Origin of the sequence: Paractinoplanes rishiriensis, from assembly GCF_016862375.1 — a bacterium.
In the GTDB taxonomy this organism is placed as follows: domain Bacteria; phylum Actinomycetota; class Actinomycetes; order Mycobacteriales; family Micromonosporaceae; genus Actinoplanes; species Actinoplanes rishiriensis.
Genome location: NZ_BOMV01000076.1, coordinates 53,569 through 69,437, shown reverse-complemented (window position 1 = coordinate 69,437; position 15,869 = coordinate 53,569). Strand labels below are relative to the sequence as shown.

General features: G+C 70.3%; 12 protein-coding genes. 5 read left to right on the top strand and 7 right to left on the bottom strand.

The features are described from left to right. The first annotated feature begins 39 nt into the window (after positions 1–39). Complete coding sequence (locus tag Ari01nite_RS35475; protein ID WP_203786636.1) at positions 40–564, top strand: AAA family ATPase; 525 nt, start codon at positions 40–42, stop codon at positions 562–564. A 12-nt stretch (positions 565–576) separates the two neighbouring features. Here the strand turns inward: Ari01nite_RS35475 and Ari01nite_RS35470 are convergent, their stop codons facing one another. Genes Ari01nite_RS35470 through Ari01nite_RS35460 form a run of 3 tightly spaced genes read right to left on the bottom strand, consistent with a single transcriptional unit; the run spans position 577 to position 3,818 of the window. Next, entirely contained in the window at positions 577–930 is a 354-nt protein-coding gene (locus Ari01nite_RS35470; RefSeq protein WP_203786635.1) for an MmcQ/YjbR family DNA-binding protein, read from the bottom strand. A gap of 9 nt (positions 931–939) precedes the next feature. Further along, entirely contained in the window at positions 940–1,467 is a 528-nt protein-coding gene (locus Ari01nite_RS35465) for a hypothetical protein (RefSeq protein WP_203786634.1), read from the bottom strand. Between the two features lie 11 nt (positions 1,468–1,478). Next, the gene (locus Ari01nite_RS35460) at positions 1,479–3,818 is read right to left on the bottom strand and encodes a glycoside hydrolase family 65 protein (protein WP_203786738.1); all 2,340 of its coding nucleotides are present in this window, start codon (positions 3,816–3,818) and stop codon (positions 1,479–1,481) included. 237 nt (positions 3,819–4,055) lie between these two features. On the opposite strand from Ari01nite_RS35460, the gene Ari01nite_RS35455 reads away from it, so the two are divergent. Beyond that, positions 4,056–4,571 (top strand): monooxygenase family protein, encoded by a 516-nt coding sequence (locus Ari01nite_RS35455; protein WP_203786633.1) that lies wholly within the window; start codon positions 4,056–4,058, stop codon positions 4,569–4,571. 381 nt (positions 4,572–4,952) lie between these two features. On the opposite strand, the gene Ari01nite_RS35445 is transcribed toward Ari01nite_RS35455, so the two are convergent. Further along, positions 4,953–5,414 carry an MFS transporter gene (locus Ari01nite_RS35445; RefSeq protein WP_203786631.1) on the bottom strand — a complete coding sequence of 154 codons (462 nt, stop codon included), beginning with the start codon at positions 5,412–5,414 and terminating at the stop codon, positions 4,953–4,955. Next, positions 5,405–5,893, bottom strand: coding sequence for a MarR family winged helix-turn-helix transcriptional regulator (locus tag Ari01nite_RS35440; protein WP_203786630.1), 489 nt, complete (start codon positions 5,891–5,893; stop codon positions 5,405–5,407). Before Ari01nite_RS35440 ends, Ari01nite_RS35445 begins: the two co-directional genes overlap by 10 nt. Before the next feature lie 224 nt (positions 5,894–6,117). Here Ari01nite_RS35440 and Ari01nite_RS35435 point away from each other — a divergent pair, with 224 nt between their 5' ends. Next, entirely contained in the window at positions 6,118–7,890 is a 1,773-nt protein-coding gene (locus Ari01nite_RS35435; protein ID WP_203786629.1) for an ABC transporter ATP-binding protein, read from the top strand. 59 nt (positions 7,891–7,949) lie between these two features. Beyond that, positions 7,950–9,662, top strand: a complete 1,713-nt coding sequence (locus tag Ari01nite_RS35430; RefSeq protein WP_203786628.1) for an ABC transporter ATP-binding protein — start codon at positions 7,950–7,952, stop codon at positions 9,660–9,662. A gap of 362 nt (positions 9,663–10,024) precedes the next feature. Here Ari01nite_RS35430 and Ari01nite_RS35425 read toward each other — a convergent pair whose 3' ends face one another. Together Ari01nite_RS35425 and Ari01nite_RS35420 are read right to left on the bottom strand one after the other, a co-directional pair. Further along, positions 10,025–11,623 (bottom strand): CATRA conflict system CASPASE/TPR repeat-associated protein, encoded by a 1,599-nt coding sequence (locus Ari01nite_RS35425; RefSeq protein WP_203786627.1) that lies wholly within the window; start codon positions 11,621–11,623, stop codon positions 10,025–10,027. Next, positions 11,610–11,951 carry a CATRA system-associated protein gene (locus Ari01nite_RS35420; protein WP_203786626.1) on the bottom strand — a complete coding sequence of 114 codons (342 nt, stop codon included), beginning with the start codon at positions 11,949–11,951 and terminating at the stop codon, positions 11,610–11,612. The genes Ari01nite_RS35425 and Ari01nite_RS35420 overlap by 14 nt, the downstream gene beginning before the upstream one ends. A gap of 137 nt (positions 11,952–12,088) precedes the next feature. Between Ari01nite_RS35420 and Ari01nite_RS35415 the strand changes: the two genes are divergently transcribed. Then, complete coding sequence (locus Ari01nite_RS35415) at positions 12,089–15,832, top strand: CHAT domain-containing tetratricopeptide repeat protein (RefSeq protein WP_203786625.1); 3,744 nt, start codon at positions 12,089–12,091, stop codon at positions 15,830–15,832. The last annotated feature ends 37 nt before the right edge of the window (positions 15,833–15,869 follow it).

Below are 15,869 nucleotides of genomic sequence, written 5' to 3'. Positions count from 1 at the left end.
TCCCCAGGAGCCCGTCTCGGCTGTTGAAGAATCAAAACCATGCCCGCGTACGTACTCACCGGCACGCCCGGTTGTGGCAAGACCGCCCTCCTGCGGCAGTTGGAGGTGGACGGCCACCGCGTCGTTGAGGAGGCCGCCACCGACGTCATCGCGCTGCACCAGGCCCTGGGCGACCCCGAGCCGTGGCGCCACCCCGCATTCATCGACCGGGTCGCCGGGCTCCAGCAGCGGCGGCAGCTCGCGGCCGAGCCCGGGCTCACCTTCTTCGACCGCTCGCCGGTGTGCACGCTGGCGCTGAGCCGCTACGCCGGTGTGCCCGCGTCGGACCTGCTCCGGGAACAGGTGGAGCACGCCGCCGGCTTTTATGAACGCAGCGTCTTCTTCGTACGGAATCTTGGTTTTGTGCAACCCACCGAGGCCCGCCGGATCACCCTGCCGGATGCCCTCCGGTTCGAGCAGATCCATGAGGACACCTATCTCGAGCTGGGCTACACCCTGATCGAGGTGCCCGCGGCCGGCCTGCCGGACCGGGTGGCGCACATCCTGGCGAACGTCGGCGAGTGATCAGCTGCCGCGTCAGGACTCCAGGTCGGCCGGGGCTCGCATCCGCCACGCGTCGGTGACCAGTTCGGTCAGGCGGTCGACGGTCACCTTGGGCAGGTGCACCATCACCAGCGGCAGGCCCTCGTAGCTGGGCGGGCTGAAGAACAGGTCGGGCTCGCCCAGCGTGAGCGCCTGCTTTTCGGCTTCGTCGCCCACGTAGAGGACCGCGATGTCGGTGCGGATGACGCGCGGCTTCCCGGGCAGGCGTTCGGGATACGACCACACGAACCCCTTGTTACCCACCCGGAAGTCGAAGCCGTCGCTGTCGATCTCCACCACCTGCGGCAGCGACAGCGCCAACCGGCGCACATCCTCGGCGTCAGCCATGCGGAGAGGTTACTCGGCGCTGAGGCCCGCCATGGCGACCTCCTCGCGGCCGCCTGGTGCGCCGTATCGCCACAGCGCGCCCGGTGACGGGGCCTCCAGTTTGCCGCGCAGCAGGACGGCCAGGGCGCCGGCCAGTTCGGCCGCCGGCTCGGTGGCGCGTGGCTCGGCGCTGCGGAAGATGACCGTGGCGCCCTCGTGGACCTCCCAGGCGGCGGCCTGCTCGGCGGTGAACTCCTTGCGGTCGCGCAGGCGGGTGGCCGCGTCCTCGAGCAGGCGGGCGAACTCCTCGCGCCCGGCCGTCTCGAGTTCCAGGCCCAGGTCGAGGTAGAGGTCGGTGACCACGGCGTGCATCCGCAGGTCGTGCTCCACCGCGGCCCACCACCGTGGCCGTTCGTCCGCCGGCAACTCCTCGACGATCCGGACCACCTGGGCCAGGACCAGGGACAGGGCTTCGTCGTACGCCCAGATCTCACGCCACGGGTCGGGCCGCTCCGGCACCGGCCCGCCATAGCATCCGACCGATTTGGTCTTGCTCATGGCGGGACATCCTACGATCCCTGTCCAGGCGCGTGCCCGGGTGGCTGCGAAGGCGCAGGCAGGAGCGGTTCGCGCCGGGTCACCGGTCGGGTCACCGGCTGCTCGGGCGTCACCTCGACCTGCTCGCCGTCCACCAGCAGCGTGAGTTTGGCGTCGGCGCCGTCGCGTACGCTGATCCGGATCTCCGCGTGATCGACCTCCACGCACAGCCGGACCCCCTGATAGCGGACCCGGAAGCCGACCCGGTCGAGGGCCCGGGGCAGGCGCGGCGCCAGGCAGAGCCGGCCGTCCTTCAGGCGCAGCCCGCCGAACCCCTCCACGATCGCCGACCACGCCCCGGCCAGCGACGCCAGGTGCAGCCCGTGGCCGGTGTTGCCGTGCGTGTCGTGCAGGTCGACGAGCGCGGCCTCGTTCGCGTACGCGTGCGCCAGATCGACGTGCCCCACCTCGGCACACATCACCGCCTGGGTGCACGCCGACAGCGACGAGTCCCGCACCGTGATCCGCTCGTAGTAGTCGACGTTGCGGGCCATCTGCTCGGGCGTGAACGCCTCCGGACACCAGTGCATGGCCAGTACCAGGTCGGCCTGCTTGACCACCTGGTGGCGGTACAGCTGGAAGTACGGCGCGTGCAGCATCAACGGCTGCTGATCGCGGGAGGCGTGGAAGTCCCAGGGCGCGTAGCCGGTGAAACCCTCGGACTGCGGATGCACGCCGAGCCGCTCGTCGTACGGGATGTGGACCGCGTCGGCCGCGGCCCGCCACGCCTCGATCTCCTCGCGGCTGACGCCGGCGGCGCCGTGCCGCTCACACGCGTCGGCCGCGGCCCGCAGATTCCGGGCCGCCATGAGGTTGGTGAACACGTTGTCGTCGGCCACCGCGCTGTACTCGTCCGGCCCGGTCACGCCGTCGATGTGCCAGGAGCCGTCGTGGTCGTGATGCCCGTACGACGCCCACAGCCGCGCCGTCTCCACCAGGATCTCGAGGCCGCAGTCGCGTTCCAGGGTCAGGTCGCCGGTGATCAGCCGGTACTGCTCGACGGCCCGCGCGATGACCGCGTTCAGGTGCAGCGCCGCGGTGCCGGCCGGCCAGTACGCCGAGCACTCCTCGCCGCGGATCGTCCGCCACGGGAACGCCGCCCCCTTCATCCCGAGCGTCGCGGCCCGGTGCCGGGCCTTGTCGAGGATCGAGCGCCGCCAGTGCAGCGCGTCCGCCACCGCGTGCGGCATCGTGTAGGCGAGCAGCGGCAGCACGAAACCTTCACTGTCCCAGAACGCGTGCCCGTCGTACCCGGGACCGGTCAGGCCCTTGGCGGGGATGGCGCGCCGCTCGGCCCGGGCGCCGGCCTGGATCACGTGGAACAGGCTGAACCGGACGGCCTGCTGCAGCACCGGGTCTCCGTCGATCTCCACGTCCGCGGCGTCCCAGAACTCGTCGAGGAACTCGCGCTGGTGCTGCAGCAGACCGTCCCAGCCGGTGTACCGGGCCCCGTTCAGCGCCGCGGCGGCCTGGTCGCGCAACGCCTGCGGGGTCCGGGTCGAGCTCCAGCCGTACCCCAGATATTTGACCAGCCGCAGCTTCTCGCCAGCCGCCAGCACGCACACCACCGTGGTCCGCGCCCAGTCCTCGCGGACGTCGGTCTCCTCGTCGTAGTCGCCGGGCGCGTCCACCTCGTGGTCCATGCCGGCCGCGAGCAGCACCCCGCTGGCCCGGGCGCGGTGCAGCAGGACCGCGCCGTGCTGCTCGGTGTCCTGGTCCACCGCCACCAGCGGCCGGGTCAGCGCCGCCGAGACCCGCGGGTCGTCGGCCACCTGCGGCTGGTCCTCGTTGGCCACCAGCGCCGACTGGAGGGTGATCCGCAGGTCCGCGTCGACGGCCTCCACCTCGTACTCGATCGCGGCGACGGCTCGCTGCGTGAAGCTGACCAGCCGGGTGCTGCGGACCCGCACTCTGCGCCCTGCGGGCGAGACCCAGTCGGCCGTACGCCGCAGCACGCCCTGCCGCAGGTCGAGAACCCGCTCGTGATCGAGCAACTGCCCGTAGCGCACGTCGAACGGCTCGTCGTCGACCAGCAGCCGGATCAGCTTCCCGTTGGTCACGTCGACCACGGTCTGCCCCTGCTCGGGATACCCGTAGCCGCCCTCCGGGTAGGGCAGCGGCCGCTCCTCGAAGAACCCGTTCAGGTAGGTGCCCGGTATCGCGTGCGGCTCACCCTCGTCCAGGTTGCCGCGCAGCCCGAGGTGCCCGTTGGACACCGCGAACACGGACTCGGCCGCGCCCAGCCGGTCCAGGTCCAGCGACGGCTCCCGGACACACCACGGCTCGACCGGAAAGATCGGCTCACCCACCATGCGCATGCGATACCCAGCTCACCGGGCGCACACACCCTGATCAGGCGTGACGATCTCCTGACAGGCCACTGAGCGGCCCGGAGGCGGCGGCCAACGGCGGCCCCTGTGCCGTTGCATGCGGAACGCGTCCGTATGGGCACGCCGCGCGATCCTCCACGCATTCGCCGGTGCACATCAAGTAGACGGTCGGTGCGCGGCCTTACCATCGGAGGATCCTGACCTGAAGGAGGTCCGGCAATGCTGAGCCGCGTCAATCGAGAGACCGTCGACCTGTCGCCCTATCCCGACCTGGTGGTGGTCTATCTGGGTATGCGCGTCAACCGGCTCTACGGCCTGCGCACCCTGATGGCCCGCGGCCCGCGGATCCGGTCGGACGACAAGCCGGAGGGGCTGCTCGCGCACGAGCCGCTCCTCTGGTCGTTGTTCCCCATGCACCTCGGCATCCGCCAGTACTGGCGGGATCTGCCCACGCTGCTGGCCTGGGCCCGCTCCGAGCCGCACCGCCTGTGGTGGCGCGACTTCCTGCGCGACAGCGGCGGCACCGGCTTCTGGCACGAGACCTACCTGCTGCGCGGCGGCATGGAGGCGGTCTACGACGACATCCCGCAGCGCCGCGGCTTCGCATCCTTCGCCCCGGTGCACCCGGCCCGCGGCGCGATGTTCGGCTCGGCCGCGCGGGTCGGCCGCCCGGAGGACGACCTCGCCCCGGTCGTCACCGAGGACGACCTCTACACCCCCGGGACCGGGCAGTAGGTTCTGTCTGGTAGATCGAAGGCCGTCGGGTACAGGGCGGAGCCAGTCGAGCATTTCGACGAGGTCGAGGATGGTGGCCGAGCATCGTGATCAGCGCTTGGGATGGCGGTCAGGGCGTTGGCGTAGTTCCGGGGCGTACCGGCTGATGATGGCGATGGCGAGGACGGCGAGTAGGCCGCCGCTGACCAGGGCGGTGGTGCCGGAGGTCAGGCCGGCGACGATGCCGGCGCGGAGGTTGCCGAGGTGGGGTGCGGCGTTGCCGACGATTTGTTCCGGATAGGGCGGACGCGGCGACTCCGCCGGCGGCGATCGCGGTGAGGAACAGCCCGAGGGTGCGCGGATCGTTGCCGAACCGCTCGGCGTTGATCAGCGGGAAGAGGCTCAGTGGCATGGACAGCACCATGGCGGCCAGGTCGGTGAGAAGCGCCGCGCGCACCGGCCGGCAACGCGCCATGAACCGCAGTCCCTCGATGATTGCTGCTGGGCCGGGAGCCTGTCGCGCAGCAGGCCGGCGATCGGAAGACCGCCGGTGAAGCCCTGCGCCGCCAGCAGGACCGCGCAGACGATCAGGCCGCCGGTAGCCATCAGATAAAGCCGACGCCGATCGTGACGGTCCACCAGCGCACCCGCGAACAGGCCGAACAGGATGACCGGCAGAGCGTGGGCCAGGCCGACGGCCCTGGTCCAGTACACGCTGCCGGTCGTTTCCCAGACCTGGAACAGCACCGCCACCACGGTCATCTGGCTGCCCAGCGCCGAGCACAGTCCGCCGATCCACAGCTTGCGGAACGGCGGCGAAGACCGCAGCGGCGTGATGTCCAGCAGAGCGTTCGTCAGTGCCACGCCGGGTCGTCCGCGAGTTTCTCGGCGATCCGGTCGGCGAAGCTCTTGCGCCGTAGCGCCTGCTCGATGTCGGCGACCACCCGGCTCAACGGGTACGGGATCTCCGCCTCGAGGTCGGTGATTGCGGCCTCCGTCGCCTGCCATTCGGCGGCCAGCCGGCCGGCAACCCGGCGGGCCTTGGTGGTGAGGTCCACCTTCTTGCTGCGGGCGTCCGGGCCCGCGCCGGTACGCACCCAACCGGCGGCCCGCATGGCGGCCACCTTCTGACTCATCGCCGAGTGGGTCTGCTGCACCGACTGAGCCAGCTCCGTGATCGTCAGCGGACCCTGGGCGTTCAGCCGCAGCAGCGGCAGAACGAAACTCGGTTTCAACCCGTCGATCTGTGCGTCGGCGTACACCCGGGCGATGTCGGCGTCCATCGCCGCCTGCAAAAGACGCAGCGGACGCCAGGCGCTGGACTCAGTCGGATCGATGACCATCCCCGTATCGTAACAGCACTTATATAAGTGCTGTTACGAGGCCACGTCGTCGACGCGGATGTCGAGGTGTAGTTGCTGGTGCCGGTTAGTTGGTATTTGCATTGACCTGCGTCATTACGTTTGCCTACGGTCGCGCCAGCCGACAGACGGGAGGGCGTATGCCGCGGCGCGATCGCGCAGCTGGCGGTTTCATCTTCCGCAGGGCGTGGTGGGTCCGTGTTCGAGTGCTGTCGGCGCAGCGGCTGCGACTGGTGCGGCTGCTGGTTTCCGCGGGTCCGGTCGCTCTGGCGGGCCTGCTGGTGACCGGGGCGGTGGTGGCTGGCGCCGCACCGGCGGCGGCGGTCGCGACAGGCTGGTTCGTCTCCAGGGTGGTCGACGGAGGCGCTGTCCTGCCGCCGCTGGTCGTTCTGGCTGCGGTGGTGTTCGTCCGGCAGGTGGGGATTCCCGCAGGCGAAGTGGCACGGTCCTGGGTCGCCAAGGACATCGACGGTGGAGTGCGCAGCGCGGTCCGCCAGGTCATGCTGGCGCCGCGCGGCATCGAGCACTTGACGGATCCAGATGTGGTTGACGACGCAACCCGCGCGTCGGACCGGGGAGAGGTGTGGCGGGTCCGGTCGGCCGGCTTGGCGGCGGTAGGCCAGTTCACGTTCCTGGTGCGGCTGGTCGGCGCGGCGGGTTCGGCGGTGGTGCTCGCCTCGTACTTCCCTGCGGTGGCGGTGCTGCTGCTCGCTGCGACGTTGGTGATGCGGGTGATCCTGCGTCGGCAGTGGGTGGACCTCGCCCGGTGCGGCGACGAGTTCGTGCCGGTGCAGCGGCAGACCCGGTACTGGACGCAACTGATCACTGGGCCGGACGCCGCGAAGGAGATCCGGCTTTTCGGTCTCGGGTCGTGGGTGGCCGAGCGGCGCCGGTCGTCGTATCTCAGCTGGGGTCTGCCGCTGCGGAAACGGTCCTGGTCGGTGTTGCGGCGGCAGTGGCCGGGGATCGGCCTGGCCGCTGGCTCGGCCGCGGTTGCCCTGGCTGTGCCCGGGCTTGCGGCGACGCAAGGGCTGATTACTGCGCAGGATGTCGCGACGTGCCTGGTCGCCGCGTGGAGCATCTTCGCGGTCGGTGTGGTCGGCCAGGAGGCGTTCGACATCGAGTTCGGGATAAGCGCGATCCGGGCCACCGACCGATTGACCCACCGGTTCCAGGCACAGGCCAGGGCGGGAGCGGTGTCCGCCGGGCCGGGGCACATCCGATTCGAGCGAGTCACCTTCGCCTACCCCGGCCGGCCGGAACCGGTGCTCGACGGACTCGATCTGGACATCCGGTCCGGGGAGGTCTTGGCAGTCGTCGGCGTGAACGGGGCCGGCAAGACGACGTTCACCAAGCTGCTGGCCGGGCTCTACCGGCCGGTAGCGGGACGGATCACGGTGGACGGGGCCGACCTGGACGGTGTGGACGTGGAGGCGTGGCGGCGGCACGTGGCCGTGGTCTTCCAGGATTTCGTGCACTATCCGGCCACGCTGCGCGACAACATCCGGCTTGCCGCGCCCGAAGCGCCGGCCGGCGACGAGCAGATCTTGGCTGCCATCGAGCGGGCTGGCGCGCAGAGTCTGCTGGCAGGTTTGCCGGATGGGCTGGACACCCCGCTGTGGCGTTCCGACGCCGGCGGCACCGACCTGTCCGGCGGCCAGTGGCAGAGGGTCGCGATCAGCCGGGCGATGTACGCGGTGGCGCACGGCCGCCGGGTGCTGGTACTGGACGAGCCGACCGCGCACCTGGACGTCACGGCCGAGGCCGCCTTCTACGACCGGGTAGTCACCGCTGCCTCGGCGGCCACCATCATCCTCATCTCGCACCGGTTGTCGACGATCCGGGCCGCCGACCGGATCATCGTGCTCAGCGGCGGCACCGTGGCGGAGTCCGGCACCCACGACGAACTGATGGCCGCGGACGGCGAGTACGCCCGGTTGTTCCGGTTGCAGGCATCCCGGTTCGCGGAGATGAAATGAGGCGGCGCGCGGCGGTGGTTCACCGCTCTTTCGTACTGGCATTCCGCGCTGATCCCCGCGTGGCGGTGCTGTCGACCGTACTGACCGTTCTGCTGTCGACGGTCGCCGCTGGTTCCGCGCTGAGCCAGCGGTGGCTGGTCGACGCCGTCGGGCTGCACCGGACGACCGGGATTGTGGCCGCCGTGGCGCTTGGCGTGGCGGCGCACACGCTGAGCAGCACCCTGGAGCGGGTCGCGGACGCGTTACGCAACGAGCTGGTGCTCACCACCGACCAGGCGCTGATGCAGGAGGTCATCGGCATCACCGCGGGGATCGGCACTGTCGAGCACATGGAGCGTCCCGACTACCTCAATCGGCTGGCCCTGCTGCGCGGCGGCGCCTGGGCGATCGCCGGCTCGTGGACCTCGGCGTTGGCGACCGTGGCCAACACCTTTAGTCTGCTGCTTAGCCTGTGGCTGCTCGCGGCCGTGCATCCGGCGCTCACGCTGCTGGTGGTAGCCACCGTGCCGACCCTGCTGGCCGCCTCCCGAGCTCGGCAGCTCGCCGTCGCCGCCCGCGACCGGGTGGGTGAGGCGGTCCGCCGGGAAACCGCCCTGCACGACATGTTCCTGCAGCCGGAGCCCGCCAAAGAGGTGTGGATCAGCGGCAACGGAGCACAGCTGGACCGGCTGGCCCGCGCGGAGTGGCGGCGGGCCCGCAGTGTCGAGGCGTCCGCGCAGCTGCGCGGGCTGGTCTGGCAGACGGCCGGCTGGGCCTGCTACGTCGCAGGACTGGCCGCCGCATTGTGGATCGGCGCCACGCTGGCCCGGCACGGCCGCGCTACCCCCGGCGACGTCATGCTGATCATCACCCTGGCCAGCATGCTCGGCACTCAGATCGCCGGCGCGGTCGGCGGTCTGGACAACTTCGCCGAAGCCGGCCGGATCACCGAGCACTACCTCTGGCTCCAGGACTACGCCACCGCCCGGGCCGGCGGCATACAGCCCGCACCCGAACGGTTGACGACCGGAATCCGGTTGCACGGCATCACGTTCCGCTATCCGGGCAGCGCCACACCCGTACTGCAGAACATCGACCTGGACCTGCCCGCCGGGTCGACGGTGGGCTTGGTCGGTGTCAACGGAGCGGGCAAGAGCACGCTGGTCAAGCTGCTGTGCGGCTTCTACCACCCAGACGAGGGCCAGATCACGGTCAACGGCACCGACCTGCGCGACATCGACCCCGCCGCCTGGGCAAGCCGCTGCTCCGGCACGCTGCAGGACTTCGCGAAACTGCAGCTCCTGGTCCGGGAAACAGTCGGCATCGGAGACCTCAACCGTCTCGACGACCCGGCCGCTGTCCAGTCGGCGATCGATGCCGCCGGCGCACATTCCGTCGTGGCGGCCCTGCCGAACGGGCGCGACACCCAACTCGGCCCAGTGTTCAACGGCGCGGAGCTCTCCCACGGCCAGTGGCAGAAACTCGCACTTGCCCGCGGCCGCATGCGGCAACGCCCACTGCTCATGGTGCTCGACGAGCCCACAGCCGCACTCGACCCGCAAGCCGAACACGAACTATTTCAAACCTTCACCGCCCAAGCCCGCCGGGCCGCTACCGAAACCGGCGCCGTCATCGTCCTCGTGTCGCACCGGTTTTCCACCGTCAACCTGGCCGACCACATCGTCGTGCTCGACGACGGCACCATCACCGAACGCGGAACCCACCAGCAACTCATGGACCTCGGCGGCCACTACGCCCGCCTCTACGCCACCCAGGCCGACGCCTACCGGTAGATCATCATGACGACTACGAAAGGTCCGCCTGTGCCGCAACTCGTCCTACGCACCGGCCCGCTCGCCGCCGGCAAGGACGACCGGCAGATGAACTACGCGCTGCATGGACCGTCGCAAGACGAGGATCGTGACGATCGACGATCTGGATACGGAATCCGGGACGGAAGAGATCTGCGCCCAGATTCGGCTAGGCATTCCGCCGGTCCCGCCAGGTAACAACCGATCTAATGCGTCCGGATCTGCCGCCGAGCGGGCCAACCCGAAGTGAACTCATTTGACCCGATCAATCACTGGGCAGCGCCGACACGCTGGCTTCCGGAAGGTGGACGGTCCCACCAGGGGCCAAGGTCCAACCGCTCGGCTCAAGTTCTCCGACCTGCCCGGCGCGGCGAAAGCGCCCTGACGTTGACACCGATGGCGGTCAGTGCGCTGCCGGCGAAGGCAAGAACGCTCCACCACATCGGTGCGGCCGCGCCGTCCCGGACGATGACGGACACCAGCGAGGTGGCGAACCACCCCGCCGACCCGCTGAGGAAGGCGAGCGCCGCGGTGGGCAGCCGCCGGTTTTCGGAGGTGCGGCCGAGATCGGCCAACCGCCAGCTGGGCAGGATGAGCGGCACCGTGATGGCGATGCTCGCGAGAAGTGCGATGAGCGGCCAGTTCAGCGGTCCCGGAAGCCCGACCTTGATCTGCAGAGACTGGATGGCGGCCAGCGCCATGATCAAACCGCTCAGCAATGACGTCTGCACGACGGTCAGCTCAGCCTGACGGTCGCGGACGTGATCGGTGATCGCGGTGTCGGCGAGGCGGCGGGCTTCTTCGGCCCGGCGCATGACGGCGGCGAGCGTCGCCGCTTCGGTCGAAGCCTGCATCTCCACGGCGTCGGCGAGGTTGACGTCGGCCGGGAGCGGACCGCCAGGCGGGGAGCGGAAGCTCGCGACCGTGGCGGCGGCGTTTCGCCGCGCGAAGCGTACGGCTTCGACGGCGGTGGTCAGCTGGTTGTGCGAGTTCGCGAAACCGTCTGTCGCCGTCGCGATCGCGTTGACTCGGCGGCCCGCGTCGCGCAGATCGGTGGGGTGTACGCGTGCGCGTCGCGCGCGGGGCAGCCACCCGCGATCGCTGAACGCTTCGCTCTCGCGGAGGAGATCCTCGGCGCCGGCGGATAGTTCGTCGGCGAAGCGGCGCAGGCGGGGCAGGTCGGTGGTGATGACGCCGTACTCGTATCTGATCTTGGTGGTGTGCAGCAGATAGCGGGTCAGCGGGGCGAGGCCGGGAGAGTCGCCCGTGGTCCAGGACCATTCGTCGAGCGTTTGCTCTCGTGCGTTCGGGGCCACGGCGAGCAGGCGGCGATGTTTCGTTGCCGGTCCGGCGCTGCGCCACGGCAGTTCCCACAGGGTGATGTCCAGGTCGTCGGACGCCGACCAGCATGCCGGCCACCGGCCGTCGCGCGGTGCCGGAAGCAGCGGGCGGATGCGCTCGGCGAGGGCGGCCCGGTCGATCCCACCTCGGCTGAAGCGCCGTCGCGTGGGTGCGGTGAGTCCGAGGTGAACGGCTGCCGTGCCCAGGGCCGCGTCGAGCGGAACCGTAGAGGTTGCGTTGTCCCACTGGTCCTGCTGCTGGGGCCAACCGGTGCGGCCGTCGTTGGGGGCGAGCATGACCATGACGCCGACGACATCGAGGTGGCGGTAGACGAGGCATTCGCGGATGGCCTGGGGGTCGGGGTCGCGGGCGGCGGCGATGACCGTGAGGCCGGCACCGGTCGCCGGGTTGAGATCGTCGAGGGAAGCCGGCAGGCCCGGCACCGGTTCGTCCAGGCCAAGCCCACTAACTGACGCCCACAGGCTTGTCAGACAAGCATGTGCCGCGGATCCGATCTCGGTGGCCTGCTTCGCGTCGAGGAACGCGTGGATCAGCAGTGCCGGCTTCTGAATGACCGCTCTCGTGCGGTCACTCCTTGGCATCCGGCTCCTCGGCCACCGGCGGCGATCCCGGCTCGGCTGTGGACGGCGGAACCTCGAGCGAGTGCACCAGGCGGTTGCGGAGTTCGATCACGTCATCGGGTGCAGGTCCGGTCGGGGGGCCGGCCACCGCGGCTGTCAGGCGGTTGGCCACCCGAGCGGGTCCCAGGCGGCGGAGGCTGTTCAGGCCAGCTTGCACGCCGGCCGGATCCTGCCTGGCGGCGGCGGTCTCGGTGCTGCGGAGCGCCTCGCGAACGCGTTCCCAGCGCTGGTCAGTCAGGTTCCATTGGAGAACGTTGTGCAGAACCGTGAGGTCACGCGGACCCGTCAAGGCCACCTCCTCGGGGGCTTGGATACTGGCCCGCGACCAGCCTACCGTTGTGGCCAGTCGGCCCGAACGGGGAAACGTTGAGCGAAGATCCGCCGGAAGTTGCCGAGGCCTTGGACGCCTTGTTCCATGTGACTTCGGTGATCGAGGCAGCCGAACCGGATTTTCTGCTGGCTGCCGAGACGGCGGCGGCTGGAGCCTTGCTGCGCGAGACGGCCGGTTTTCGCGCGCATCCGCAGGTGCGGCTGCGTCTGGGCTGGCTGCATTGGCTGCGTTATCAGGCACTGCCGCAAGGGCAGGATGAGGATGAGCTCGCGGATGCACTGGCCTTCTTCGTGAGCGTGGTTGGGCCGTTTCCGGAAAGTCTCCCCGAAGCGGTCACCCGGATGCTCGACACGGAAGATGCACCCGATCTAGCGACAGCATCGACGATCGCGCTCAGTTTGTTGCGGCGGGCGCGGGAACACCCTGATCCGGCGCTGTTGGATGCAGCGTTGCACTTCTTCGACGTCGCCCGGCGTGATGTGGGCGCCACCAATGACGATCTTGTTGCGGTGCTGGGCAACGTCACCGCGGCGCAGGTGACCCGGTTCGAGCGAACCGGTGACCTCGAAGCGCTGGACTTCGCCGTCGAGGCCGGCGACGAAGCGGTCCGGCTGGCCGCCGACGGGTCGCCTCATCAATCGGCCGCATGCGGAAACCTGGCCGCCGCGCTGCTCGCCCGGGCGCAGCAGACCGGCGAAAGGTCCGACCTGGACCGCTGCGTCGAGGCGGGCTTTCAGGCGATCGCGGTCGCCGACCGGCTCGGCGCCGGTGACCTGCGGACATATCGAACGAATGTCGCCAGCGCCCTGCGGCTGCGGTACCAACAGACCGCCGCCCGGCCGGATCTGGACGCGGCAATCCGCCTTGGCCAGCAGGCGCTCTCGGATCTCCCCGACGACGGCGAGCGGCCGCATCCGGAACTGGCCGCATTGTGGCTCAGCCTGGCCAGCTCGTTACGACTCCGATTCGAGGCCGCGGCCGACCCCGACGATCTGGACGCCGCCGTCGCCGCGCAGCGAGCGGCCGTGCAGACGTTGCCGGAAGCGCACCCGACGCGCCCGATTGCCATGGCCAACCTCGGCAACTCGCTCCGCGACGAATACCTGTTCAGCGGCGACGAGCCGGTGCTCAGTGAAGCCTTGCAGCTCCATCGGGCCGCGGTCCGGCTCGGCGCCGGGCACCCGCAGGAAGCGACCCTGCTGACCAATCTCGCGTCGGATCTGAGCTGCCTCTACGACCGGACCGGACAGGCAGTTGACCTCCAGGAGGCCGTCGACCTCATGGATCGGGCGCTGTCCGGCACCGACATCAGCGACCCGCGATATGCCTCCCGACAGTCGAACCTCGGTTCGGTTCTGTGGACGAGCGCTCAGCGCAGTGGCGACCGCGCGCAACTGGAACGCGCGGTGGAACTGCTCGAGGCGGCGGCCGGCGACAGCGGGGCCCGACCCGGCCTGGACCCGCCCGCCCTGCTCAGCAATCTGGCCGCGATCCTGATGACGCTCTTCGAGCAGACCGGTCAGACGGCCGCGCTGCACCGGGCCGCAGACCTGGCGCGTGAGGCGGTCGCCGCTCAGTCCGGGGTGCCACCCTATCGCCGGCTGCACCTGAGCACGCTCGGAAACGTGCTGCTCACCATCTATGAGCTCGACGGTGACACCGCTTTCCTCGACGAGGCCATCGGCGTGCTGCGCGAGGCCGCGCAGACCCTGCCTCCGCAGCACCCCGACCGGGCGGCTTTCTGGTCCAACCTCAGCAACGCCCTCCGCGAACGGTACGAACGCTACGGCGACCGGGACGCCGAAGACGAAGCGAACCGTCTGCTGCGCGAAGCCGTGGAGGCGACCGACGAGCACAGCCCCGAACGGGCGACCTATCTCTCCAACCTCGCGACTCTGCTGAACAGCCGCTTCGAGCGGGACCGTCCCGCCGGCGACGCCGGTGTCGCGGTGCTGAACCAGGCCATCGATCTGGACCGGCGGGCCGCGGCACTGCTCGGCGACAGCCACCCCGACCAGCCACGGGTGCTCTCCAACCTCAGCATGTCCCTCCGAGCCCGGCACGACCTGGGTCACGATCCCTCCGATCTGGACGATGCGGTTGCGGCGGCGCGGCAGGCCGTCGATCAGGTCACGGACGACCATCCGCACCGCGCGGTCTACCTCGGCAGCCTCGGGGGTGCTCTGGCCGACCGCCATGACGCGTACGGCGACCGCGGCGCGCTCCGGCAAGCGGTCGATGCCTACCGGGAAGCCGCCGAGATGATCGCCGCGCGGCCGGTCGTACGCGTGCTTGCGGCCCGCTTCTGGGGCGGATGCGCCCTGCGCGCGGACCGGCCGGAGGAGGCCAAGGCAGCCTACGAACAAGCGTTCGCGCTGCTGGTGCTGCCGGTCGTCCCGCGCAAGCTCGCCCGGCACGACCGGCAGCACCAGCTCGGCCAGCTCGGCGGCCTGGCCGCGGACGCCGCAGCCTGCGCGCTCGTCAACGACGACCCGGCCCTGGCCGTGCAGTGGCTCGAACGCGGCCGCGGCATCCTGCTCGCCCAGCAACTGGAGCACCGCACCGAGCTCGACGACCTTCGCACACAGCACCCTGAGCTCGCCGACGCGTACGAGGATGTTTGTCTCGCTCTGGACGCCGAGCCCGGCCGGCACGCTGACTCCGGCTCGGGCGCAGCGCCGCCATCCGCCGTGCTGGTCCGGCGCCGTCAGGAACTGGCCGATCGCTGGCAGCAGATCGTGACCTCGATCCAGCAACAGCCCGGCTTCACCGACTTCCTCCGGCCGCCCTCACTCACCGAGCTGCTCGCGGAGGCGAAACGCGGGCCCATCGCCATGATCAACGCGAGCCGGCACCGGGGTGACGCCCTGCTGCTGACTGGCGAGACCGTGCTTCACCGGCCACTGCCGGCACTCGACGCCGACATCGCCGAATCGCAGGTGACGGCCTTCCTCGCCGCGATCAGCGACGCGTACGACGACGCGGCGACCGCGGAGCAGGCGCAGGCGGCCGAGACCCGGATTGCCGAGGTGCTCGACTGGGCACGGCGAAGCATCGCGGCGCCGGTCCTGGACACCCTGACGCGCGCGGCCGCACCGGCGCAGGTGGAGCGCGTCTGGTGGTCCGCGACCGGGGCGCTCGCGTTCCTGCCCCTGCACGCGGCCATCGTGGACCGCGCCGTGTCCTGCTACACCCCGACCGTACGGGTGCTGCGTCACCTGCGACGTGCAGCGCGCCGGCCGACCCGGCAGCAGCGCACCATGCTCGTCGTCGGAACCCACGGCGACGGCCCGGCCCTGCCGGGCGTGACCGACGAGATCGCCGCACTGCAGAAACTCGTGCCGGACGCGACGGTGTTCTCCGGGCCCACGGTGACAGCCGACGCGATTCTGGCCATGCTGCCCCAACACGCCTGGGCACACTTCGCCTGCCACGGCGTGAGCGACGCGACCGATCCATCCGAGTCGAGGCTGGCCATCCACCCGGACGACGCGTCCCAGCTCACCGTCCGGGACGTCGCCCAGCTCCGCCTCACCGACGCGCGGCTGGCATTCCTTTCCGCATGCGGCACAGCGCGCACCGACGAGACCGTCCCCGACGAGGCGATCCACATAGCCGGCGCCTTCCAACTGGCCGGATACCCCGCCGTGGTGGCCACCCTGTGGCCGGTCGTCGACGACATCGCGGCCGCCTTCGCCGATGCCTTCTACCAGCGGCTGACCGCGGCAGGCGAGACCGGCGACGTCGCCCAGATCGTCCACGACATCACGGTGGAGCATCGAGCGGCATACGCTGATGCGCCGTCGGTTTGGGCCGCGCACATTTACGCAGGCAGCTGACCGCGATCACCCGCCGGGAGAGTTGCCGGCAACGGTC

Bases quoted from the DNA above. Each gene is read 5' to 3' on its own strand.
- Ari01nite_RS35455 (WP_203786633.1), top strand. From the start codon at position 4,056: ATGCTGAGCCGCGTCAATCGAGAGACCGTCGACCTGTCGCCCTATCCC.
- Ari01nite_RS35440 (WP_203786630.1), bottom strand. From the start codon at position 5,893: ATGGTCATCGATCCGACTGAGTCCAGCGCCTGGCGTCCGCTGCGTCTT.
- Ari01nite_RS35470 (WP_203786635.1), bottom strand. From the start codon at position 930: ATGGCTGACGCCGAGGATGTGCGCCGGTTGGCGCTGTCGCTGCCGCAG.
- Ari01nite_RS35465 (WP_203786634.1), bottom strand. From the start codon at position 1,467: ATGAGCAAGACCAAATCGGTCGGATGCTATGGCGGGCCGGTGCCGGAG.
- Ari01nite_RS35460 (WP_203786738.1), bottom strand. From the start codon at position 3,818: ATGGTGGGTGAGCCGATCTTTCCGGTCGAGCCGTGGTGTGTCCGGGAG.
- Ari01nite_RS35475 (WP_203786636.1), top strand. From the start codon at position 40: ATGCCCGCGTACGTACTCACCGGCACGCCCGGTTGTGGCAAGACCGCC.
- Ari01nite_RS35425 (WP_203786627.1), bottom strand. From the start codon at position 11,623: ATGCCAAGGAGTGACCGCACGAGAGCGGTCATTCAGAAGCCGGCACTG.